Origin of the sequence: Brevundimonas mediterranea, from assembly GCF_011064825.1 — a bacterium.
GTDB lineage: Bacteria > Pseudomonadota > Alphaproteobacteria > Caulobacterales > Caulobacteraceae > Brevundimonas > Brevundimonas mediterranea_A.
Genome location: NZ_CP048751.1, coordinates 1272130 through 1295213 on the forward strand (window position 1 = coordinate 1272130; position 23084 = coordinate 1295213).

A 23084-nucleotide genomic window follows, 5' to 3' on the forward strand; every position below is an offset into this window, starting at 1 on the left:
ATGCTTTACGGACATCGCGTCACGGCGAGAAGGCCCATGCCCAAGATCGACATCGACAGCGCGCCGAGAGGCGACGGCACGACCTATCCGGATGAGTTTGCAGGCCCCTGTCTGTCGCGTCGCCGCTGGAAGCTGGGCGATGCGGCGGGCCTGAGCCAGTTCGGCGTCAACCTGCTGCGCCTGCCCGACGGCGCCTGGTCCAGCCAGCGGCACTGGCACGAAGCCGAGGACGAGTTCGTCATGGTGGTGGAGGGCGAGGTGGTTTTGATCGAGGACGACGGCGAGACGGTGCTTCGCGCCGGCGACTGCGCCGGATTCAAGGCCGGCGTCCCCAACGGCCACCGGATCGAGAACCGATCCGGCCATGACGCGGTTTTGCTCGAGGTCGGCACGCGCAGCCCGACCGTCACCCCTTGCGACTACCCCGACATCGACATGGTCCTGCCTGCGGGCGCGGACCGCTATTTCCACCGCGACGGTTCGCCCTATCCGAAGTTCCCCAGACGCACGTGACCTCAGACTCCATTGACGCCGGCCCCGACAGCCCCTGGGGCATCCGCGATTTCCGCCTCCTGTGGTTCGGCCGCGTGGTCGCCGTGCTGGCGATCCAGATCCAGTCCTCGGCCCTGTTGTGGCAGGTCTATGAGATCGCCCGCCGCGACCATCCGATCGAGGAGGCCAGCCTGTATCTGGGCCTGGTCGGCCTGTGTCAGTTCCTGCCGCTGCTGGCCTTCACCCTGCCGGCCGGGGCCATGGCCGACCGGCGCGACAGGAAGCGCACCGTCTGGATCTCCATCCTGGTCGAGGCGGCCTGCGCCGGGTCGTTCCTGGCCATGGCGCTTCACGGAAACCCGCCCCTGTGGGGTCTGCTGGCGGTGGCGGCCCTGTTCGGCGCGGCGCGGGCTTTCCTGGCGCCGGCCAGCCAGGCCTTCCTGCCCATGGTGGTGGGGCGCAAGGCCCTGCCGCCCGCCATCGCGGCCCAGTCCATCGCCTTCCAGACAGGGGCCATCGCCGGCCCGGCCCTGGGCGGGGTGATCGTCGGGGTCAATGTGCCCCTGGCCTATGCCGTGTCCCTGGGCATGTTCCTGCTCGCGGTGGCGGCCTTCATCCTGATCCGCACCAGCGGCAAGCCCGCGCCCCAGGCCAATCCCCTGTCGCCGATCGACTCGGTCAAGGAAGGCCTGGCCTATGTCTGGAAGACCAAGATCGTCCTGGGCGCCATCTCCCTGGACCTGGTCGTGGTCCTGCTGGCGGGCGTCGCGCTTCTGACGCCCATCTTCGCCCGCGACATCCTTCATGTCGGGCCGCAAGGCTTCGGCCTGCTGCGCGCGGCCTTCGGCGTCGGCGCCATGGGCATGGCCATCTATCTGAGCCGGTTCCCGATCCGGCGGAACGGCGGGCGCTGGATGTTCTCGGCCGTGGCGGTGTTCGGCATCTGCACCCTGACCTTCGGCCTGTCCAGGATCGTCTGGCTGTCCGGTCTGGCCCTGCTGATCGGCGGGGCGGCGGATATGATCAGCGTCAACGTCCGCCAGACCCTGATCCAGTTGGCCACGCCCGATCATATGCGCGGCCGGGTCTCGTCCGTGTCGATGCTGTTCATCGGCGCCTCGAACGAACTGGGCGAGGCCTACTCCGGCGTCATGGTCCGCATCCTGGGCGCGGTCGGGGCGGCGGTGTTCGGCGGCGTCGGGGCCTTGGCCGCGACCGGCGCCTGGTCGGCCATGTTCCCGGGGCTGAGGAAGGCGAACAAGCTGACGTGAGGTCTCCGTCTCTCCCTCCCCCTGCGGGGGAGGGGCGTCGCGTAGCGACGGGGTGGGGGCGGCCAGGCGACGACGCACGGACTTGATCGGGCGAGGTCTGCGACGGGTCGCCCGGCCCGCCCCACCCGGCTTCGCCTGCGGCTCAGCCCCCCTCCCCCGCAGGGGGAGGGAGAGGCCTGTGGCTCACCACGCCCTGAAATGTTTCGACAGCTTCAGGCCCTGGTTCTGATAGTGGCTGCCGCTTTCGCCATACAGGCGGCTGGGGCGTTCGGTCAGGGGTTCGTAGACCAGGCGGGCGACGATCTGGCCGTGTTCCAGCAGGAAGGGGGTGTCGTGGGTGCGGACTTCCAGCACGCCTTTCGACCCCGCACCATGCGCCTCGTCCGTGCCGAAGCCGGGGTCGAAGAAGCCGGCGTAGTGGACGCGGAACTCGCCCACCGACGGATCGATGGGGGTCATCTCGGCGGCCTGATCGACCGGGATCTCGACGTCGTCGGACGAGGCCAGGATATAGAACTCGCCCGGATCCAGCAGCAGTTCGCCGCGACGCAGCGTCAGCGGCTCCCAGAAGTCGCGCGGGTCGTGGCCGTCGATATGATCCAGATCGACCACCCCCGCATGGCGACGGCCGCGGAAGCCGACGATGTCGCCGCCCTGCAGATCGACGCCGACCGAGCGGGTCTCCAGCTTGGGCGGATCGCCGGCCTTGAGACGCAGCTGGTTCAGCCGGGTGCCGGGGCGGACCAGGATGGAGAAGGTCTGGGGCGCGACCTCCATATAGAGGGGGCCGTCATAGCCCTCGGCCACGTCGTCGAAACTGGCGCCCTGATCGGTCAGCAGGCGCACGAAGACATCGACCCGGCCGGTCGAGGACTTGGGATTGGCGCGCGCGATCAGACCCTTGGGCAGTTTGAGCCGCTCTTGAAGGCGCACGATATAGACGCAGCCCTTCTCCAGCACGACGCCGGCGTCGGTGATCTCGATGGCGTGCATGGCCACATCGGCGATCCGTTCCTCGACCTTGCGCCGGCCGGGCAGGAAGGAGGCGCGCACGCGCCAGGCTTGGTCCGACAGCCGCAGGTCCAGGCTGGCCGGCTGGACCTGATCGGGATCGAATTCTGTGTCCGACGTGATGGCGCCCGTGGCGATCAACGTCTCGATGGACTGGGCGGGCAGGATGCCGGGACGGGGCGCTTGGAAGGAGCTCATGGCGTCTGTCTCACACGGTTTTCGCGGCTTGTCTCCAAGTCGCGCTTGCAGCCCGCGCGCGGCGGGGCGAGCATATAGCCCATGCACGATGGTCCTGCCTATACCGCCGAAACCAACGGCATCCTGATCCGGGTCCGGCCCAGCTATCTGGCGGGCCAGTCGGACCCCGACGAGGGCCGCTGGGTCTGGGCCTATCAGATCGAGATCGTGAACTTGACGGGATCGACGGTGCAGCTGATGGCGCGCCGCTGGACCATCACCGACGGCCACGGCCATGTCGAAGAGGTGCGCGGCCCCGGGGTGGTGGGCGAACAGCCGGTGATCGAGCCGGGCGCCAGCTACGCCTACGCCTCGGGCTGTCCGCTGCCGACCGACAGCGGCTCGATGGTCGGCGCCTATTATATGACGGACGCGGACGGGCGCAGTTTCGAGGCCGAGATTCCGGCCTTTTCGCTGGACACGCCCGATGCGCGGCGGGTGTTGAACTGAGGTCTATATAGTTTACGATTCAGCGGGATATTTCCGCCGCAGCAGGCGCACTCTCGCTCTGCGAACGGGCGGCGCCAGGGAGATGGCGACGCCGACGAGACTGGCGGCCAGCCCGACAAATCCTGAGACCATAAGGTCGTGCGTCAAGCCAAGCGCGGCGGGAAATCCAAGCGCGGCCGGAAGGGCGGCTGCAACGACGATGACGCGGTCCGGTATGCTCATGACGCCAACCTGCCGTCGTCCGCTGAAGAACTCGCTAACGTCCGCCTGTGGCTCTCTACAACCAGTTGGGACGTTTCTGATGGAAGCACCGCAACCAAGGCGGATGGGGCTGCGTCAACCCGGATGAACCGCAGCCCCGCCCCCTGAAGTCTCGCCGGCCGCTTGCGCAGGCCGGCGAGGGGGAAGTCGGCTCCCTAAAGAGAATCTCTTTGTGGCGCTATGTTCGCGACGCGGTCGCCCACGGCTTGGGGCCTTCGTGCGCTCCCGCGCGAATGCGCTCAAGTAGCGCGAAGCGCGACAGCGCCCTTAAATATACCTACGCAGGCTGCGGGCCAGGTCCGAACCGCTTTCCTTGGCGCCGCGACGGACTTGCGGCTGGTAGGCGACGCGGGCGTGTTCGACGCAATAGACGCCTTCCGAGGCGCGGCGGCCGCAGAAGCTGAACTCGCGCGAGGACGGGTCGCCGATCGGCCATTTGCACATGTGCGCGCCCAGGGTCATGACCGTGGCCGTGCCCGGCAGGTCCGGGATCGGGGCGGCCGGGGGCGTCGGCGGGACCGGCTTGGACGAGACGGCTTCCAGGCGGCGCGGAGCCGAAGCCTGGGGCGCCTGGGCCGGGGTCGCGGCCGGAGCGGCCGGACGCGGGCGGGTGGTGCGGAAGCTGGTCGCGGTGCGCGCCGGCTGCGACGGAGCGGCCCGGCCCGACAGGCCCAGACGGTGCACCTTGCCGATCACGGCGTTGCGGGTGACCCCGCCGCCCAATTGTTTGGCGATCTGGCTCGCGGACTGGCCCTCGAGCCAGAGCTTCTTCAGCGCGCCTACGCGGTCGTCGGTCCAGCCTGCGGTCATGCCACCCTCAGCGAGTTTGGATTCAATATCTAGGTCCAGGCTCCCCCTCCGGGGTCTTGACCTACCACTAATCGTAAACCAGCCATTAAGAGACGCAAGATGTGCGAATCAACCGTCCACAGAAACCAGATATTGAATCTTCGTTAAGGTTAAGACGGGTTCGTCAGGCGTGACGCGTGAATCGTGAGTCAGCGAAGGCCACGATTCACCAGTCACGAGTCACCCCGACCTTGCGAAGCCAGGCCTCAGAGCGCATCTGGCGGCCATGACCGAGACCACGCCCGACCTGATCTCCACCCGCCCCGCCGGACTGCCGCAGCCGCGACGCTACCCGGGGATCAACTGGATCGGGGTGCAGACCCTGTATCTGCGCGAGGTGCGGCGGTTCTGGAAGGTGGGGGCCCAGACGGTGGCGGCGCCGGTGGTGACGACCCTGCTCTATATGCTGGTCTTCGTGGTCGCGCTTCAGGGCGCCCGTCCGCCGCTGCACGGCACGCCCTTCGCCCTGTTCGTGGCGCCCGGCCTGATCATGATGGCGGTGCTGAACAACGCCTTCGCCAACGCCTCGTCCAGCCTGATCCAGGCCAAGATCATGGGCACGGCCACCGACTTCCTGACCCCGCCGCTCAGCCCGCTGGAGCTGACGATGGGCTTCACCCTGGGCGCCGCGACGCGCGGGGCGGTGGTCGGTCTGGTCACGGCCCTGTGCGTCCTGCCGTTCGCGCCGCTCGGCGTGGCCAATATCTTCGCCATCGTCTGGTTCGCCCTGGCCGCCAGTTTCATCATGGGCATGACCGGGATTCTGGCGGGCCTTTGGAGCGAGAAGTTCGACCATCTGTCGGCGGTCCAGAACTTCATCGTCATGCCCATGACCTTCCTGTCGGGCACCTTCTATCTGGTCGACAACCTGCCCGAGCCGTTCCGCTCGTTCAGCCGCTACAATCCCTTCTTCTATCTGATCGACGGCTTCCGCTACGGCTTCATCGGCCATGCCGAGAGCAACCTGACGGTCGGCGTGATCGGTTCGGCCGTGCTGATGGTCGTCATGGGAGTCGTCTGCTGGCTGGTGTTCCGCTCGGGCTGGCGTCTGAAGAGCTAGCGCGCCGGAAGCAGCCCCGCCATGGCGTCCAGATAGGCGACGAAGGCGGTCCGGCCCTCTTCGGTCAGCCGGGCCTCGGTCAGGGGCTTGCGGCCGACAAAGCTCTTGGTCACGGCGACGAAGCCCGCCTCCTCCAGCTTTCGCAGATGGACCGACAGATTGCCGTCGGTCGTCTGCAACCGGGCCTTCAGCGTGTTGAAATCCGCCGCCTCGGCCCCCGACAGATAGGCCATGATCCCCAGCCGGATCCGCCCGTGGATCACCTCGTCGATCCGGCTGATATCGAAATCATCCGTCATCAGACGATCTCCGACGGTTCCTGCCGCATCAGGATCAGGCCGGGAACAAAGGCGACGGCGACGAGGACGACCGTGAAGATCAGATAGATGGCCGGACTGTCGATGAACCAGGCCACGCCGACGGCGCCCGCATAGGACAGCAGGGCGGTCAGGGACATCCAGCGCGCCCCGCTCATGGCCGCGCCGACCATCCAGGCCGAACCATAGGCCACCAGCACCACCGTCGGCATGACCGACATCCAGCCCCAGTCCCCGCTCTTCACCGAAAGCGCGACCAGGCCCAGCCAGGTGACGAAAATGCCGTAGCCCACGCCAGACCAGGCTGCGCCCACCGCACGATTGCCGGAAGACTGGCTGCCCGGCCGACCCTTCTGTTGGCCGATCAGCACGACTAGGGCGATGGCGAAGACAATCCCCGCCCCGATCCACAGCCAGAGCTGCGCCCACGGATTGACGTCGATCACCCCAGATTGAATGGCCCACTGGCCGATGTTCGCCGTGCCGAAGATAAGAGCCGCGGCGACGAGAAACCGTCCCGCCAGCAACGGCGCGTGCCGCCCCTCGTGGGCCAAGGCCCGCATATAGGCGATGTCGTCCTGAATAGTCTGTGCGTCGCGCGTCATGGCGCCCTCCTCCTGAAATCCGAGGATCACAGGGTGTACAATGCGCTTTGGTTTGTAAAGTTCTTTTTCGCAGACCCTTTGCCGCCGACTTTTCGACGCCAGCGACGAAAAGATCTTCCCCCGCTTGCGGGGGAAGTGTCAGGCCGTGGCGCGAAGCGACACGCCTGACGATGGGGGAAGTCTTGCGTCTGAGTTGGACTTCCCTCTCCGTCGCTGGATCGCTGCGCGATCAACGCGACACCTCTCCCGCAAGCGGGAGAGGGTCTTTCGTGCGACGCCCTTATCTTTCGTACGACGCCCTTAACGGAACGGCGGCTCGTCGAAGGCGCGGAGTTTGCGGGAGTGCAGGCGCGAACCCTCGTTCCGCATCAGGTCCACCGCCTGGATGCCGATCTGCAGGTGTTCCGAGATCGAGCCTTCGTAGAAGCGGTTGGCCTGGCCCGGCAGTTTGATCTCGCCGTGCAACGGCTTGTCCGAGACGCACAACAGGGTGCCGTAGGGGACGCGGAACCGGTAGCCCTGGGCGGCGATGGTGGCGCTTTCCATGTCGATGGCGACGGCCCGGCTCTGGTTGAAGCGCAGCGCCGACTTCGAATAGCGCAGCTCCCAGTTCCGGTCGTCGGTGGTGACCACTGTGCCGGTGCGCAGGCGCAGCTTGACCTCGTCGCCGGGCATGCCGCTGACCGACTTGGTCGCATCGTACAGGGCGCGCTGGACCTCGGCGATCGAGGGGATCGGAATGTCCGGCGGCAGGACCGCGTCCAGCACATGGTCGTCGCGCAGATAGGCGTGGGCCAGGACATAGTCGCCAATGGTCTGGCTGGCGCGCAGGCCGCCGCAATGCCCGATCATCAGCCAGACATGCGGGCGGGTGACGGCGAGGTGGTCGGTGATGGTCTTGGCGTTGGACGGTCCGACGCCGATATTTACCAGGGTCACACCCTTATGGCCCGGCGCGGTCAGGTGATAGGCCGGCATCTGGTGCTTCTTCCAGGCCGTGTCGCTGATCGAGGCCTCGGGATTGGGCGTGTCGCGCGTGATCACCACCCCGCCGGCGCAGGACAGGGTCTCGTACGGCGTGCCCGGCGTCTGAAGCTGCTCGATGGCCCAGCGCACGAACTCGTCGACGTAGCGATTATAGTTGGTGAACAGGACATAGGACTGGACGTCGTCCACCGCCGTGCCGGTGTAGTGCCGCAGCCGCGCCAGCGAGAAGTCGGTCCTCAACCCGTCGAAATGCGACAGGGGAAAGTCGCCGCCCATGTCGAACAGGCCGTCGGCGATCTCGTCGCCGATATGGGCCAGGTCCGTGGTCGGGAACCAGCGCGCCAGGGCCGCCGTCATCGACCGGTCCAGCGCCACCTCCAGTCCGTCGGTCACATAGGGGAAGGGGATTTCCTGCTTCGAGATCCCGACCTCGAAGGTCGCGGCGTACTCCTGTTCCAGCAGGCCCAGCTGTTCGGTCAGATAGGGGCGGAACAGGTCCGGACGCGTGATCGTGGTGGCGTAGGTTCCCTGTTTCGACAGCCGGGCGTAGGCGCGCGGCTCCAGGTCCTGGGGACGATCCCCGTCCCAGCGGATGCGAAGTTCGGGATAGGCGAACACCCCTTCGGCGCGTTTCAGCGGATCGGGCCGCGCGCCGGTCTCGACGAAATCCCGCACGGCGTCGCGCAGGTTGGTCACGGATTGGGTGTAGAGGGTTTCGAGGCGGTCCAGCGCCGCCTGTGCTGTCATCTGTTCTGTCATGACTTCCTCTAGCGAAGCTTCGTGACAATGGCGAGGCGTTGCGGCTTCAATCTCGATTTCGCTGCATTGCAGCAATTTATGACGCCTGCGCGGTTGCGGTTCGGGCGATTGCCGGGCATCTGCCGGGCATGTCCGCCGCACCTGCCTCGCCGCCCGCCCAGCCCGCCAGGAAGGAGCCCGGCTTCGTCGAGTTCGTCTGCCTGATCGCCCTGATGATGGCGCTGAACGCCCTGGCCATCGACTCCATGCTGCCGGCCCTGCCGCACATCGGCGAAGACCTGGGCGTGGCCAATGAAAACAGCCGCCAGTGGGTCGTCACCGCCTATCTGCTCGGCTTCGGCGGCGCCCAGCTGTTCTACGGCCCCCTGGCGGACCGGTTCGGGCGTAAGCCCGTCCTGCTGTTCGGCGTCGGCGTCTATGTGGTGTTCAGCCTGCTGGCGACGCTCGCGCCCACCTTCGACATGCTGATCCTGGCGCGGATCGGCCAGGGCCTGGGCAGCGCCTGCACCCGCGTGCTGGCCGTCTCCATCGTGCGCGACCGTTACGAGGGCCGCACCATGGCCCGGGTCATGTCCTTCAGCTTCCTGGTCTTCCTGGGCGTGCCCATCCTGGCGCCGTCGCTGGGGCAGTTGATCATGCTGGTCGGACCGTGGCGCTGGATCTTCGCGGGCCTGGGCCTGATCGGCGTGGGCCTGATCGTCTGGGCGTCGCTTCGTCTGCCCGAGACGCTGAAGCCCGAGGATCGGCTGCCGATCCGGGTGAAACGCCTGACCTCGGCCTACAGGACCGCCCTGACCGACCGCACCGCCGTCGGCTACACCCTGGCCATGACGGCCATCACCGGGGCGCTGTTCGGCTTCATCAACTCGTCGCAGCAGATCTTCGCCGACGTCTTCGACGCCGAGGCGGCCTTTCCGGCCGTCTTCGCCCTGATCGCCGGCGGCATCGCCGTGGCCTCGATCGTCAATGCGCGGCTGGTGGTCCGGCTGGGATCGCGCAAGATCTCGCACACGGCCCTGATCGGCTTCACCGCCATTTCGGCCGTCCACGCCGCCGTGGCGATCAGCGGGCATGAATCGATCTGGACCTTCGCCGTGCTGCAGACCCTGACCATGTTCTGCTTCGGCCTGATCGCCGGCAACTTCGGCGCCATGGCCATGGAGACCATGGGCCATATCGCCGGCACCGCCGCCTCGATCCAGGGCTTCGTCTCCACCATCTTCGGCTCCCTGCTGGGTTTTGCGGTGGGTCAACAGTTCAACGGCACCACCGTGCCCATGGTGCTGGGCTTCACCGTCTTCGGCCTGATCGCCCTGGCCTGGGTCCTGTTCGCCGAGCGCGGCCGGCTGTTCCGGTCGCATCACGCGCCCGGCGCGACGGCGCACTGAGGCTTTACCGACCGCAGGCTTGATCTTTTCGACGTTTCCGCGCGTTCTCCGGCCAACCCCTCTGGTCAGCCCCGGAAAGCCTCGATGAAGCGCAAAGCCTTCGGTCTCGTCTCCGCCCTCGCCCTTGCTTCGGTTCTCGGCCTCGGCGCCTGTTCCACCCCGACCGGAGGAACCGCGTCGATGACGCCGCCCGCCATCGCCCCCGCGCCCGGCCCCGACGCGGTCGACAGCCACACCTACGCCCGGCCCGAGATCGCCCGCGTCGTCGACGTGGCCCTGGACCTGACCGCCGACTTCAACGCCAGGACCCTGTCGGGAACGGCGACCCTGGACATCCTGGCCGTCCCCGGCGCCAATGAGGTGATCCTGGACATCCGCAACCTGGACATCCAGGACGTGCGCGACGCCTCAGGGCAACCGCTGCGCTATGTCGTCGGCGACGATGACGCCATCAAGGGCCAGCCCCTGACGGTCTATTTCCCGGCCTTCGCGCCCAATGAACGGCGCAAGATCACCATCCGCTATTCGACCCGTCCCGACGCGGCGGCCCTGCAATGGCTGTCGCCCAGCCAGACGGCGGGCGGTCAGAAGCCCTATCTGTTCAGCCAGGGCCAGGCCATCCTGACCCGCACCTGGGTTCCGACCCAGGACAGCCCCGGCATCCGCCAGACCTATTCGGCCCGCATCACCGCCCCGGCCGACCTGACCGTGGTCATGAGCGCCGACCAGCTGACGCCCAAGGGCGAAGCGGCGGCGAATGGGATGAAGACCTGGCGCTTCCGGATGAACAATCCGATCCCGCCCTATCTGATCGCCATCGGCGTCGGCGACATCGCCTTCGCGCCGTTCGACGAACGGACCGGCGTCTGGACCGAGCCCAGCCGCCTGCGCGCGGCCGCCGCCGAGCTGGAGCCCACCGCCGAAATGGTTGACGCGGCCGAGAAGCTCTACGGTCCCTATCGCTGGGGCCGCTACGACCTGCTGGTCCTGCCGCCGTCCTTCCCCTTCGGCGGGATGGAGAACCCCAAACTGACCTTCGCCACCCCGACCATCATCGCGGGCGACCAGTCGCTGGTCTCGCTGGTGGCGCACGAACTGGCCCACTCCTGGTCGGGCAATCTGGTGACCAACGCCACCTGGAACGACTTCTGGCTGAACGAGGGCTTCACCACCTATTTCGAAAACCGGATCATGGAGTCGATCTACGGCCGTGACCGCGCGGTTCAGGAACAGGTGCTGAGCTGGGACGGCCTTCAGGACGAACTGAAGACCCTGCCCGCCGCTGACACGCGCCTGCACCTGGACCTGACCGGCCGCGATCCCGACGACGGCATGAACACCATCGCCTATGACAAGGGCTCGGCCTTCCTGCGCACCATCGAGCGGATCGCGGGCCGGGAGCGGTTCGACGCCTGGCTGCGCGGCTATTTCGACCGCAACGCCTATCGGCCGATGACCACGGCCATGTTCCTGGACGACATCCGCACCCATCTGGTTAAGGGCGAAGCCGCGCTGGAGGCCGAACTGCAGCTGGACGCCTGGGTTTATCAGCCCGGCCTGCCGTCCAACGCCGTGGCGCCCGTGTCCAACGCCTTCGCCCCGGTCGACGCGGCGGCGATCGCCTTCTTCTGGGACAAGGGACCGGCTTCGGCCATCCCGTGGGCGGAGTGGAACACCCAGCAGCGCCAGCGTTTCCTCGGCTGGCGCCCAGAGGGCCTGGCCGCCGGCGCCGACTGGCTGACCGCCGCCCAGCTGGCGGATCTGGAGCGCACTCTGAACCTGGCGAACGAGGGCAACAGTGAACTGACCTTCGCCTGGCTGCAGATCGCCCTGGCCCACCGCTATCAGCCTGCGGTCGCCACGGCGGAGAAATTCCTGACCAGCCAGGGCCGGCGCAAGTTCGTCCTGCCCCTGTTCCAGACCCTGTGGAACGAGGGCGACTGGGGCCGCCCCATCGCCCGCCGCATCTACGCCGAGGCCCGGCCGCTGTACCATCCCGTGACCAGCGGTTCGGTCGATCAACTGGTCGGCCGGCCGTAACGCAAAAGACCCTCTTCCGCTTGCGGGAGAGGTGGCCCGGCGTTCGCGAAGCGAACCAGGGTCGGAGAGGGGAGTCTGATTTCAGAAGAAAAACTCCCCCCATCGTCAGGCGTGTCGCTTCGCGCCACGACCTGACACTTCCTCCGCAAGCGGGGGAAGGTGGGCCTCGCCCCCCGCCCCTAAAGGTTGATCACGCTCGCGCCCGCTTCATCCGACAACCGCTCCGCCAGGACGGCGCGGTGGCACCCGGCGTGGTCGGCCTCGAAGCACAGCAGGGCCACGCGCTTCTCGCCCGCCAGCGCCTTCAGCCGCTCATATTCCATCTGGGCCTGAGGCTCGGCCAGATGGTCGGCGAAGATGGCGCGCATTTCGGCGACATGACCCTTGCGGGCCGCATCCCGACCCGCCTTGGGCGTGCCCAGGACGCGCAGGTGGAGATAGTCGATCCCCTCGGCCTTCAGGCTCTCGCCCAGAATCGTCTTGGAAAACCCGGCGCGGCGCGAGGCGGCGACGGCGCGGACATCGACCAGAAGATCGACCCCGGCCGCCTTCAGCCGGTCGATCACCTGGGCCTGGGTCGCGCCCTCGTAGCCGATTGTGAAGACTTTCATGGGTCGCAGATAGGGGCGGCGGCCACGATCGCCAGCTTGACAGTCCAACGCCGCGTTGCGGTGCGGCGCCCTATCGTTTATCCCGCCGACACGGATTTCGACTGGAGCTTTCCCCATGGCTGACCTCGCCCCCGGCGTCGTGACCCTCTTCGGAGGATCCGGCTTCATCGGATCGCAGGCGGTGCGCGCCCTGGCCCGTCGCGGCTGGCGCATCCGCGTGGCGGTACGCAACCCGGTTCTGGCCATCGAGGTCCAGCCCCTGGGCGATCCGGGCCAGATCCAGTTCATGCGCTGCGACGTGACCAATGCCGAGGATGTGGCGGCGGCGGTGCGCGGCTCGCACGCCGTGGTCAATCTGGTCGGCGTCCTGCACGACGGCGGCGGCAAGCGCGGCTTCAAGAGCGCCCATGTCGAGGCCGCCAGGAATATCGCCCAGGCGTCCAAGGCCGCCGGGGTGGAGCGCGTCGTCCAGATCTCGGCCATCGGCGCAGATGCGAACAGCCGCTCCGCCTATGCCCGCACCAAGGGCGAGGCCGAAAACGAGATCCGCGCCGTCTATCCCGACGCCGTCATCCTGCGTCCGTCGCTGGTGTTCGGCGCCAGCGACAGCTTCCTGAACCGGTTCGCCGCCATGGCGACCATGGCCCCCGCCCTGCCGCTGATCGGCGGCGGCAAGACGCAGTTCCAGCCGGTCTATGTCGGCGACGTGGCCGAGGCCGTCGCCCGCGCCGTGATCCGCGGCGACGCAGCCGGCCGCACCTTCGAACTGGGCGGACCGGACGTCTTCAGCTTCCGCGAAGTGCTGGAGCTGGTGTGCCGCGAGACCGGCCGCAATCGGCCGCTTCTGCCCATCCCCTTCCCCGTCGCCCGCCTGATGGGTTCGGTGTTCCAGACCGTCGCCCTTCTGGGCCTGACCCCGCCCCTGACCCGCGATCAGGTCGTCATGCTTCAGTCCGACAACATCGTCTCGCCGGACGCCGCCGGCCTGACCGACCTGGGCATGGTTCATCCGACCAGCATGGGCTCCATCGCCCCCTCCTATCTGTGGCGCTATCGCGACGGCGGCCAGTTCGCCGTCTCGCCCGCCCACTGACGCCCCCTTCGCCGGCCTGACGCCCGGCCGTGAAAACGGCCGGGCGATCTTCGCACGGCGGAACAAATAGTGCACAACCTTCGGATGCCCGCCACGCAAACCCAGTTCCGCCCCGCCCAGGACCCGACGCTGGACGACGCCCGGTCCCTGCTGTCGCGCGTCTGGGGCCATGGCGACTTCCGGGGCCTGCAAAGCCAGGTGGTGGCCGAGATCCTGGCCGGGCGCGACGCCCTGGCCGTGCTGCCGACCGGCGGCGGCAAGAGCGTCTGCTATCAGATCCCGGCCATCCTGCGCCCCGGCCTCGGGCTGGTGGTCTCGCCCCTGATCGCCCTGATGACCGACCAGGTCGAGGCCCTGAAGCAGCAGGGGGTCGCCGCCGCCCGCCTGGATTCCGGGGTGTCTCTGGACGAGCGGTCGGCGATCTGGGCCGCCGCCCGGTCCGGCGATCTGGACCTGCTGTACGTCTCGCCGGAAGGCCTGGCGGCCGGGGCCATGATGGATCGACTGGCCGAACTGCCACTGAGCCTGATCGCCATCGACGAAGCCCACTGCGTCTCGCAATGGGGGCACGATTTCCGGCCCGATTATCGCAACCTGGGTCTGCTGGCCGAGCGGTTCCCGAACGTCCCGCGCATCGCCGTCACCGCCACCGCCGACGCCCGCACCCGCGACGACATCCTGCGCTCGCTGCGGCTGGAACAGGCCAAGGTCTTCGTCGACAGCTTCGCCCGCCCCAACCTGCAGCTGTCGGCCGAGCGCAAGGAGAGCGCCTCGCGCGCCAAGACCGACGCCCGGGTCATCGAACTGGTGCGTGAGCGGCGCGGCAAGCCGGGCGTGGTCTATTGCGGCAGCCGCGACGGCTGCGACCGCGTGGCCCAGGCCCTGCGCGACGCCGGGACCAACGCCATCGCCTATCACGCGGGCATGGACAACAAGGAGCGGGACCGCCGGCTGGAGCGTTTCCTGGCCGAGGACGGGGCCGTCATGGTGGCCACCATCGCCTTCGGCATGGGGGTGGACAAGGCCGACGTCCGCTTCGTCATCCACGCCGATCCGCCGGGCAGTCTCGAGGCCTATTGGCAGGAGATCGGCCGGGGCGGCCGCGACGGCGAACCGGCCGAGGGCATCACCCTGTACGGCCCGTCCGACATCGCCTGGACCCTGCGCCGGCTGGACAGCCGCCCCATGGCCGAGGAGGTCAAACAGGTCCAGGTGCGCAAGGCCCGCCAGCTGTTCGCCATGCTGGACGGCGCCGTCTGCCGCGCCCAGGCCGTGCGCCGCTATTTCGGCGAGACCGACGCGGACCCGTGCGGCGTCTGCGACATCTGCGGCGACCCGCCGCTTCTCTATGACGCCACCGTCCCTGCGCAAAAGGCCCTGGCGGCGGTCCAGCGGCTGGGCGGCCGGTTCGGCCGGGGCCGGATCGTCGACCACCTGACCGGCCGGACCAAGGCGGTCCAGCCGTGGGAGCAGCAGCTGTCCACCTGGGGCATAGGCGCCGACATCTCGCCCAACGGCTGGCGCGACATCGTCGATCACCTGTTGTTCGAGGGCCTGCTGGTCGAGGATCCGAACGACGGCAAGCCCCTGGTCGGTCTGGGCGACGGCGAGGCGGTACGCGCCGTCTACAAGGCCGAACGCAAGATCGAGGTGCGCCGCGTGCCCGCCGGCTACGACGCCGGCACGCGCTCGGGCAATCCGCGCAATCGCCGCGACCGCACCGGCGAGGGCCGCAACGCCGCGCTGGAGACCATGGACGCCGACGTCCGCGCCCGGTTCGAGGCCCTGCGGGCCTGGCGCCGCGACCGCGCCTCGGAACAGCACGTCCCGCCCTATGTCATCTTCCAGGACAAGACCCTGCTGGAAATCGCCCACGCCGAGCCCGGCGACCTCGCCGCCCTCGCCGCCCTGCCCGGCGTCGGCCAGTCGAAGCTGGACCGCTACGGCAAGGGGGTGCTGGAGACGCTGGGCGGTCTCGACTGATCATCGCCCAGTCCCGGCGCGACCTGCACCGGGAAGGCGCAGGCAGACGGCGGTCCGTTGAACGACAGACCTGAGGTCGCCGTCAGCTCGCCCCGCAGCACCTCGCCGATCAGGGCCTTGATCTCCTCGACGGACGGCTGTTTCGAACCGGGGTCGAAATATTTGAAGGCCGAGCGGCCGTCGCACCGATACTCGTCCAGGAAATAGCTGGGGACCGTCCCGCCCATCATATCGGGCGAGGTCGTCAGCCAGAAGGCGCGAGGCGAGGCCTTGGGATCCGACGCATGCACGACGCCGACGATCAGCCCCGTCAGGCCGGGACGGATCACGCTTTCTCGCTCGAACAGATCGACGCTCGCCCCCGCCGCCTCGAACCGACCCAGGGCCTTCGTCCCCGGCTCAGCCGACAGGGCCTGAACGGACGCGGAGATCAACCGGTCACGCTCGGCGGCATAGGCCGTCCAATCCTCCAGCCGGGCCTGCGCGTCCATCATCGCGAAACTGGCGTAGGCGCCGATGGGCGCCGGCGCGGGTCGAGGGACCGGGGCCAGAAGGACCGTCGCCTTGTCGGCCTCGCCCGCATGGGTCGCCAGAACCGCCCGCATGACCCGCGCATGCCACGACGGCTCGCCCTCGCCACACAGGGCGATGATCCGATCCGCCGCCGCGGCCGCCTCATCCAGGGCGCCAGCCTCGAACCGCATACCCGCCGATGTCCACAAGGGTCCTGTCGCGCCGCAGTCGGAGACGCTGGCCGGATCGACCGCCGTCAGGTTCAGCATCAGGTCCTGTCGCGCCAGAATCGCCGACGGCACGAGATCGGCATAGGCGGCGGGGGAGCCGCACAGCTGACCGCCCAGGCCAGGCATGGCGGTCAGCAGGGTCAAGCCGCACAGGTCCATGCGGGCCGCGTCCGCGTCGCTGACGCCTGGATCCGTGATCTGCACATTGATCAGCGTGCCGGGATTGCCGTTTATGCCCGGTTGATAGATGGGCATGGTGCGGGTGTGGGGCGCACCGGCCGTCGCTCTGAGGGTTTCGACTGCGACCGGATCCTTGGCCACGCCGCGCAGGCCGTGCTTCTTGAGGAAGGACAGGGCGTATTGCGCCTGGCGATCACCTGTCGCGGCCCGCGTCTCCAGCGAGGGCACGGGTTCGGTGAAGGCCAGCTTCAACGGGGCGTTGGCGACCAGCGGATCGACCGTCGTGGCGCAGGCGGACAAGGCGGCCGCAACCATGGCCAGGCCGAAGAATTTGCGGATCATGACGACATTCCCCCGAATGATGCGTCATCATGCCAAGATCGCCACGACCCGTCCAGATTGTCAGAGAGACGTCAGCCCATGAACCGTTCCACCGCCGCCTGAAAGCGTGCGGGCTGGTCGATCATGACCTGGTGGTCGGCGCCCTCGATGCGGACGAATTGTGCGGGCCGGCGCAGGGTGGAGAAGCCGTAGCGGTACAGGCCCTCCAGCCGGTTGCGCGGGTTGTTCGTGTCCCGCGTCCAGCCATAGACCACCGTGACCGGAGCGGTGACGTCGCGCAGCCGTTGGCGCAGATCGACCGTCAGGGCTTCGTACAGGCCCTGGGCCAGCACCCGCCGGTCCCCGCCCTGCAGACCCAGGCCGTCGAACACCATGTCGCCCGCCAGGCCGAGGTCGCCGCCCAGGGCCGAAACCTGGCCCTTCAGCGCCTGGTCCCCGAACAGCATCAGGGCCTGATAGCCCAGCCGCGCCAGGGGCTCGACCTCGCGGGCGGTGACGCGGGAATCGACCAGGGCCGGAAAGAAGGGGGCGGAATCGACCACCATCACCCGGCCGATCCGGTCCCGCATGTCCGCCGCGACCCGCAGCGCGATCTGGCCGCCCAGCGAATGTCCGATCAAGGCAGGGCGCGAAAGCCGCTGTTCGCGGATGTAGCGTTCGATCTCCAGGGCGGCGGGCGCGGCCAAGGCGCCGCCGGCGTTGGCGCCGATGTCCGTCTGGCCGAAGCCCCGGATGGTGACCAGATGGACCCGATACCGGCCCTCCAGCTTGTCCGCCGTCGACCGCCACGCCGCCCCGGTCGAGCCCAGGCCCGGAATGAAGACGATATCCGGCCCCGCGCCGCGCGTCTCGACGATGATCCTGTCGGAACGGAAGGCGGGGGCCAGAGACGCCGATACTGTTGTCCGGGCGGCGGAGACGCCGGGCAGGACGAAAAGCAGGATCGCGAAAAGCGGAGCAAGAAGACGGCGCATGACCCGCACCTAACGCACGATCACGGCGATCGGTTGACGGCCGCGACCGTTAGTCATCGCCCCTTGAAGTCCGGCTTGCGCTTGTCGACGAAGGCGGACATGCCCTCCTTCTGGTCCTCGAAGGCGAAGAGAGAGTGGAACAGGCGGCGCTCGAACCGCACGCCCTCGGTCAGGGTCGTCTCAAGGGCGACATTGACCAGTTCCTTGTTCATCATCACCGCCAGCGGGCTCTGGGCCGCGATCTTGGCCGCGGCGACGCGGGCCTCGTCCAGCAGGGCGTCGGGGGCGACGACGCGGCTGACCAGGCCGGCGCGCTCGGCCTCGGCGGCGTCCATCATGCGGGCGGTCAGGATCATGTCCATGGCCTTGGACTTGCCGACCAGACGGGTCAGCCGCTGCGAGCCGCCGATGCCGGGCGCGACGCCCAGATTGATCTCGGGCTGGCCGAACTTCGCCGTCTCGGACGCGATGATGAAATCGCACAACATCGCCAGTTCGCAGCCGCCGCCCAGGGCGTAGCCCGACACGGCCGCGATGATCGGCTTGCGGAACCGCATGATCCGGTCATGGCCCAGGGCGAAGAAATTGCCCTTGAACATGTCGGCGTAGGACTGGTCCGCCATCTCCTTGATGTCGGCGCCGGCGGCGAAGGCCTTGGCCGAGCCGGTCAGGATCAGGCAGCGCACGCTGTCGTCGGTCTCGACCACATCGAGGAAGGCGGCCAGTTCGCCGAACAGGGTCGAGTTCAGAGCGTTCAGCGCCTCCGGCCGGTTCAGGGTCACGACGGCGTAGCCGTCGGCGCAGCGTTCGATCAGCAGGGTGGAATAGGCGTCGGCCATGGGCGGTCTCCTTTGAGCGCGGTCATACAGGGACGAAGGCGGGCTTGCTACCGGCGCGGCGTCAAGGCCAGCGTCAGGCCGGCGCGCACCAGTTCGGCGACGACCGCCATGCCGAGCAGCAGATTGGCGGCGATCACCTGGCCGCGCGCGCCCGACAGATCCAGCGTCCAGCCGAAGACGGATGAAAGCGCCAGGACCAGGGCCGAGAGCAGGATCAAGCCGACCAGCAGCATCAGGGCGACATGCCCCGCCTTCAGCGCCGCCTGAAGCGTCGGCCCGTCGTCCAGCGCACGGGTGCGCCGTCTAAGCAGACGGGCGATCAGCCCGGTGGCGGCCCCTTCTGCGACGACGGCGACGATCAGGGCGGCGAGAAACCACCAGATCAGTCCCCCGAGATCGCCGGAGCGCAGACCTTGAGCGAAATGAAGGAAATAGGCGCCCCAGACCAGGACGCCGACCACCAGACTGATCCACAGATGGATTTTGCGCATGGGGCGGACCTCCTCGGGATTACGTCTTCTGGCAGGACGGGCAGTAGAAGGTCGAGCGACCACCCTGGACGATGCGCGCCACGACGCCGGAGCAGCCTTCGCCCTGACAGGCTTGACCCTCGCGGCCATAGACGTCGAACCGGTGCTGGAAATAGCCCTGGCCGCCCTCGGCGTTGGCGAAATCCTTCAGGGTCGATCCACCGGCGGCGATGGCGTCGTTCAGCACGTCGCGGACGACGGCGGCCAGCCGCTCCAGCCGCGCCTTCGAGACCGATCCGGCCGCGACCAGGGGCGAGATGCGGGCGCGGTAAAGCGCCTCGCAGACATAGATGTTGCCCAGTCCGGCGACGATCCGCTGGTCCAGCAGCGAGACCTTGATGTTCTGTGTCTTGCCGACGAAGGCCTCGACTAGGTGCGCGCCGGAAAAACCATTGCCCAGGGGTTCGGGCCCCAGGCCGGCGAACCACGGGTGGACCTCGACCTGGTCGGTCGGGATCAGACCCATGAAGCCGAACCGGCGGGCGTCGGCGTAGCCGATCCGGGTCGAGGCGCCGTCACGGACGGCGCAGCCGCTGAAATGCTCGTGCTTGCCGGCGGTGGGCGCAGCCTCCTCGAACTCGCCCAGTTGGGTTCCGTCCAGGGTGAACCGGCCGGTCATGCCCAGATGGGTGATCCAGGTCTCGCCGCTAGACAAAGGCATCAACAGATATTTGGCCCGTCGGTCGATCCGTTGGACCGTCGCCCCCTCCAGCCGCTCGACGAACCGGTCGGGAAAGGGAAAACGCAGATCGGGCCGGTTGATCCTGACCCGGGACAGGCGCGCGCCCGCCAGTACGGGCGTCAGGCCGCGTCGGACGGTTTCGACCTCGGGGAGTTCTGGCATGGGTCGGTCCTAGCCCCTCGGTGATCGCGGGCCAAGCGGATCGTCCGCCCCCGCTGCGATCTTCAGAAAACCTTGTTCGAACCGACGTTCAGCCGACACCCTGGTCTGTCATCCGTTTTAGGCGCACTCCGGGGGGAACGTGTCTCAATCGATCATCATCCGCCGGCCCGGCGTCCGCGTCTCGAACCTGATTCGTTCGGTCGGTCTGACGCGCGACGACGCCGCGATCCTGGCGGCGGCGGCCGTTTTGGCGGTCAGCGTCTATTTCCTGGCCTTTCCCGGCGTCGATATTGCGGTCAGCCGTCTGTTCTACCGGCCCGAAGCCGGCTTCTTCCTGGCCGACAATCCCCTGCTGAAGGCGTTGCGCAAAAGCTCCTCCCTCGTTCTGGCCCTTATGCTTCTGGGCGTGATCGGCCGACTGGCGTGGCGCGCCCTGCGTCGCCGGCCCCTCGGCGCCGCCGCGCGCCGCGCGGTCTTCGTCCTGGCCGCCCTCGCGGTCGGGCCGGGCCTGGTGGTCAATCTGGTGCTGAAGGGGCTGTGGGGCCGCGCCCGTCCGGTTCAGATCGACCAGTTCGGCGGCGACGCGGCCTTCACCCCCGTCTGGATGGTCAGCGACGCCTGCCAGTCCAACTGCTCCTTCGTCTCGGGCGAGGGCTCCAGCGCGGCCTGGATGGTCGGGGTCCTGCTGGTAGTGACGCCGGCGAAATGGCGGCCGGTCGTCCTGCCCCTCGCCGTCGTCTACGCCTTCGCCCTGTCGATGAACCGGCTGGCCTTCGGGGGGCATTTCCTGTCGGACATCCTGCTGTCCTGGGCCCTGACCGCCCTGGTCATGACGGGGGTCTATCGGGTGACGGTGGCCTCGCCCGGCCTGGTTCGTCGGGCGCGGCGGCGGTTCCGAGGGCTTCAGCCCCTCCCCGCCTGAGCGTTGTCTGGGCGTGACCGGTTGCCGCAGGCGGCGTTATGGGCTTACGTCCGCGTCGAACGTGGGAACCGATCTCGATGACTGACGCCGCCGCTGCGCCCCAAAGCCCTGCCCAAAAGGGCCGGCTTGAACTGACCCTTCGCGCCCTTGTGCTGGGCTGCCTGCTGGCGGTGATCTTCACCGCCGCCAACACCTATCTGGGCCTGCTGGTCGGCCTGACCTTCGCCTCTGCCATTCCGGCGGCGGTCATATCGATGGCGGTGCTGCGCGCCTTCCGCACCTCGACCATCTGGGAGAACATGACCGTCCAGACCGTGGCCTCGGTCGGCGGGGCCATGAGTTCGATCATCTTCGTCCTGCCCGGCCTGGTGATGATCGGCTGGTGGCTGGAGTTTCCCTTCTGGCAGTCGGTGGCCATCTGTATCCTGGGCGGCGTGCTGGGGGTGACCTTCTCCATCCCGCTGCGCCGCGCCCTGGTGACCAACGGCGGCCTGCCCTACCCCGAAGGCGTCGCCGCCGCCGAGGTGCTGAAGGTCGGCTCGCGCGGGGCCGAACAGACCGAGAGCGCGGTGCGCGAGAACAAATCCGGTCTGTGGATCGTCGTCGCCGGCGCTGTCGTCTCGGCCGGCTACGCCCTGCTGGTCGCGGGTCGCGTCTTCGCCGGCGAGGCGGCGAAATTCTTCAAGCTGCCGGCCGCCCTGGGCGGCGGGGCCACCGGCATGGGTTTCGGCATGCAGTTCGCGCTTCTGGGCGCCGGCCATCTGATCGGCCTGACGGTGGGTCTGGCCCAGCTGTTCGGTCTGATCCTGGCCTGGGCCATCGCCGTGCCGATCCTGACCAGCCCCGACACCGTGGCCTGGCTGACGGCGCATGGGATCCCCTCCATCGCCGCCACCCTGCCCGCCGGCGCGCCGGCCGAGGAGCTGGCGGCGACCGTCTGGAGCCGTGAAGTCCGCTTCATGGGCGCCGGCGTCATCGGCGTCGCCGCCATCTGGACCCTGATCAAACTGGCCGGCCCCCTGGTCGGCGGCCTGACCTCGGCCCTGGCCGCCAACGCCAAACGCGCCCACGGCGAGGTGCTGGAACGGACCGAACAGGACCTGCCCATCAAGCTGGTCGGCGCGATTTCGGTCGCCTGCCTGGTCGGCATCGCCGGCCTGCTGGCCTGGTTCGCCCAGAGCGCCCCGGCCCTGGCGGGATCGACCCCGCTGCTGGTCATCGGCGGCCTGGTCTATGTCGTCCTGATCGGTTTCGCCGTCGCCGCCATCTGCGGCTATATGGCCGGCCTGATCGGCTCGTCGAACAGCCCGGTCTCGGGCGTCGGCATCCTGGCGGTCGTGATCGCCTCGCTGCTGATGCTGGGCGTCATGACGATCGCCGGCGTGCCGGCCGATCCGTCCATCATCGCCTTCGCCCTGATCGTGACCGCCGTGGTCTTCGCCGTCGCCGTCATCGCCAACGACAATCTTCAGGACCTGAAGACCGGCCAGCTGGTCGAGGCCACGCCCTGGCGCCAGCAGGTCGCCCTGATCGTCGGCGTCGGCGCCGGCGCCATCGTCATTCCCCTGATCCTCAACCTGCTGAACCAGGCCTTCGGCTTCGAGGGCGGCCCGCCCGCCATTGTCGAGGGCGCCAAGACCCTGGCGGCGCCCCAGGCGACGTTGATCTCGGCCCTGGCGCGCGGCGTCATCGGCGGCGACCTGCGCTGGGACCTGATCGGCCTGGGCGCGGTGATCGGCGTGATCATCATCGTGCTGGACGCCGTCGTGTCCAGGGCTACCAAGGGCAGGGTCAAACTGCCGCCGCTCGCCGTCGGCATCGGCTTCTATCTGCCCGCCGCCGTCACGACCATGCTGGTCATCGGCGCCGTCTGCGGCTGGATCTACGACAAGGCCGTGTCCAGCACCCGTTACGCCGACGTGGCGCGCCGCATGGGGGTGCTGCTGGCCTCGGGCCTGATCGTGGGCGAGAGCCTGTTCGGCGTCTTCACCGCCGGGGTGATCGTGGCCACCCGCGACGACGCCCCCTTCGCCATGTTGCCGGACGGTTCGACCTGGCCGGCCATGCTGGCGGGGATCATCGGTTTCGCCGTCGCGGTGTTCGGCCTCTACGCCTGGACCCGCAGCCGCGCCCAGGCGGTGTGACTCTGACATTCTCCCTCCCCCTGCGGGGGAGGGGGGCGGAGGCGTAGCCGGAGCCGGGTGGGAAGGGCCGGGCGACACATCACAGACCTGACCTGATTCAGATCGGTGCGTCCGTGCCTGGCCGCCCCCACCCCGTCGCTGCGCGACGCCCC

Annotated in this window: 21 protein-coding genes; 10 read left to right on the forward strand and 11 right to left on the reverse strand. The window is 68.4% G+C overall.

The window, feature by feature from the left end; all coding sequences use genetic code 11:
* Positions 1-36 precede the first annotated feature (36 nt).
* Together GYM46_RS06290 and GYM46_RS06295 are read left to right on the forward strand one after the other, a co-directional pair.
* A complete protein-coding gene (locus GYM46_RS06290; RefSeq protein ID WP_008261778.1) occupies positions 37-513 on the forward strand; it encodes a cupin domain-containing protein in 477 nt (158 codons plus the stop codon).
* Positions 510-1763 carry an MFS transporter gene (locus GYM46_RS06295; protein WP_008263010.1) on the forward strand — a complete coding sequence of 418 codons (1254 nt, stop codon included), beginning with the start codon at positions 510-512 and terminating at the stop codon, positions 1761-1763. The genes GYM46_RS06290 and GYM46_RS06295 overlap by 4 nt, the downstream gene beginning before the upstream one ends.
* Before the next feature lie 183 nt (positions 1764-1946).
* Here GYM46_RS06295 and GYM46_RS06300 read toward each other — a convergent pair whose 3' ends face one another.
* Positions 1947-2972: a 2'-deoxycytidine 5'-triphosphate deaminase gene (locus tag GYM46_RS06300; RefSeq protein WP_008260101.1), complete on the reverse strand. Its 1026-nt coding sequence runs from the start codon at positions 2970-2972 to the stop codon at positions 1947-1949.
* Between the two features lie 81 nt (positions 2973-3053).
* Between GYM46_RS06300 and apaG the strand changes: the two genes are divergently transcribed.
* Positions 3054-3461: a Co2+/Mg2+ efflux protein ApaG gene (gene apaG, locus GYM46_RS06305; RefSeq protein WP_008263607.1), complete on the forward strand. Its 408-nt coding sequence runs from the start codon at positions 3054-3056 to the stop codon at positions 3459-3461.
* A 528-nt stretch (positions 3462-3989) separates the two neighbouring features.
* Here the strand turns inward: apaG and gcrA are convergent.
* On the reverse strand, positions 3990-4532 hold the full coding sequence (gene gcrA / locus GYM46_RS06310; RefSeq protein ID WP_008264310.1) for a cell cycle sigma 70 cofactor GcrA: 543 nt from the start codon (positions 4530-4532) through the stop codon (positions 3990-3992).
* A gap of 265 nt (positions 4533-4797) precedes the next feature.
* Between gcrA and GYM46_RS06315 the strand changes: the two genes are divergently transcribed.
* Positions 4798-5631, forward strand: a complete 834-nt coding sequence (locus GYM46_RS06315) for an ABC transporter permease (RefSeq protein ID WP_008262139.1) — start codon at positions 4798-4800, stop codon at positions 5629-5631.
* Here GYM46_RS06315 and GYM46_RS06320 read toward each other — a convergent pair.
* From GYM46_RS06320 to GYM46_RS06330, 3 genes are all read right to left on the reverse strand, one after another.
* A complete protein-coding gene (locus tag GYM46_RS06320) occupies positions 5628-5930 on the reverse strand; it encodes a winged helix-turn-helix domain-containing protein (protein WP_008264019.1) in 303 nt (100 codons plus the stop codon). The genes GYM46_RS06315 and GYM46_RS06320 overlap by 4 nt on opposite strands.
* Complete coding sequence (locus tag GYM46_RS06325; RefSeq protein WP_035308799.1) at positions 5930-6553, reverse strand: hypothetical protein; 624 nt, start codon at positions 6551-6553, stop codon at positions 5930-5932. Before GYM46_RS06325 ends, GYM46_RS06320 begins: the two co-directional genes overlap by 1 nt.
* A 300-nt stretch (positions 6554-6853) precedes the next feature.
* Positions 6854-8299, reverse strand: coding sequence for an AMP nucleosidase (locus tag GYM46_RS06330; protein ID WP_035308775.1), 1446 nt, complete (start codon positions 8297-8299; stop codon positions 6854-6856).
* 128 nt (positions 8300-8427) lie between these two features.
* On the opposite strand from GYM46_RS06330, the gene GYM46_RS06335 reads away from it, so the two are divergent.
* Together GYM46_RS06335 and GYM46_RS06340 are read left to right on the forward strand one after the other, a co-directional pair.
* Entirely contained in the window at positions 8428-9687 is a 1260-nt protein-coding gene (locus tag GYM46_RS06335) for a multidrug effflux MFS transporter (protein WP_008259575.1), read from the forward strand.
* Between the two features lie 84 nt (positions 9688-9771).
* The gene (locus GYM46_RS06340) at positions 9772-11727 is read left to right on the forward strand and encodes a M1 family metallopeptidase (RefSeq protein ID WP_008258690.1); all 1956 of its coding nucleotides are present in this window, start codon (positions 9772-9774) and stop codon (positions 11725-11727) included.
* A 179-nt stretch (positions 11728-11906) separates the two neighbouring features.
* Here GYM46_RS06340 and GYM46_RS06345 read toward each other — a convergent pair whose 3' ends face one another.
* The gene (locus GYM46_RS06345) at positions 11907-12338 is read right to left on the reverse strand and encodes a DUF488 domain-containing protein (RefSeq protein ID WP_008262054.1); all 432 of its coding nucleotides are present in this window, start codon (positions 12336-12338) and stop codon (positions 11907-11909) included.
* A 115-nt stretch (positions 12339-12453) separates the two neighbouring features.
* Here GYM46_RS06345 and GYM46_RS06350 point away from each other — a divergent pair, with 115 nt between their 5' ends.
* Both GYM46_RS06350 and recQ read left to right on the forward strand, forming a co-directional pair.
* The gene (locus GYM46_RS06350) at positions 12454-13431 is read left to right on the forward strand and encodes a complex I NDUFA9 subunit family protein (protein ID WP_008262623.1); all 978 of its coding nucleotides are present in this window, start codon (positions 12454-12456) and stop codon (positions 13429-13431) included.
* Positions 13432-13515: 84 nt separating this feature from the next.
* Complete coding sequence (gene recQ, locus GYM46_RS06355; RefSeq protein ID WP_008264201.1) at positions 13516-15414, forward strand: DNA helicase RecQ; 1899 nt, start codon at positions 13516-13518, stop codon at positions 15412-15414.
* On the opposite strand, the gene GYM46_RS06360 is transcribed toward recQ, so the two are convergent.
* From GYM46_RS06360 to mutM, 5 genes are all read right to left on the reverse strand, one after another.
* Positions 15372-16679, reverse strand: coding sequence for a hypothetical protein (locus GYM46_RS06360; RefSeq protein ID WP_008260177.1), 1308 nt, complete (start codon positions 16677-16679; stop codon positions 15372-15374). The genes recQ and GYM46_RS06360 overlap by 43 nt on opposite strands.
* A gap of 71 nt (positions 16680-16750) precedes the next feature.
* Positions 16751-17653 carry an alpha/beta fold hydrolase gene (locus GYM46_RS06365; protein WP_040349184.1) on the reverse strand — a complete coding sequence of 301 codons (903 nt, stop codon included), beginning with the start codon at positions 17651-17653 and terminating at the stop codon, positions 16751-16753.
* A gap of 53 nt (positions 17654-17706) precedes the next feature.
* A complete protein-coding gene (locus GYM46_RS06370) occupies positions 17707-18492 on the reverse strand; it encodes an enoyl-CoA hydratase (protein WP_008262106.1) in 786 nt (261 codons plus the stop codon).
* A gap of 47 nt (positions 18493-18539) precedes the next feature.
* A complete protein-coding gene (locus tag GYM46_RS06375) occupies positions 18540-18983 on the reverse strand; it encodes a hypothetical protein (protein WP_008260728.1) in 444 nt (147 codons plus the stop codon).
* A 19-nt stretch (positions 18984-19002) separates the two neighbouring features.
* Positions 19003-19866 (reverse strand): bifunctional DNA-formamidopyrimidine glycosylase/DNA-(apurinic or apyrimidinic site) lyase, encoded by an 864-nt coding sequence (gene mutM, locus GYM46_RS06380; RefSeq protein WP_164952624.1) that lies wholly within the window; start codon positions 19864-19866, stop codon positions 19003-19005.
* A 139-nt stretch (positions 19867-20005) separates the two neighbouring features.
* Here mutM and GYM46_RS06385 point away from each other — a divergent pair, with 139 nt between their 5' ends.
* Both GYM46_RS06385 and GYM46_RS06390 read left to right on the forward strand, forming a co-directional pair.
* Positions 20006-20788 (forward strand): phosphatase PAP2 family protein, encoded by a 783-nt coding sequence (locus GYM46_RS06385; RefSeq protein WP_154726061.1) that lies wholly within the window; start codon positions 20006-20008, stop codon positions 20786-20788.
* Positions 20789-20865: 77 nt separating this feature from the next.
* Entirely contained in the window at positions 20866-22932 is a 2067-nt protein-coding gene (locus tag GYM46_RS06390) for an OPT family oligopeptide transporter (RefSeq protein ID WP_164952625.1), read from the forward strand.
* Positions 22933-23084: the final 152 nt, after the last annotated feature.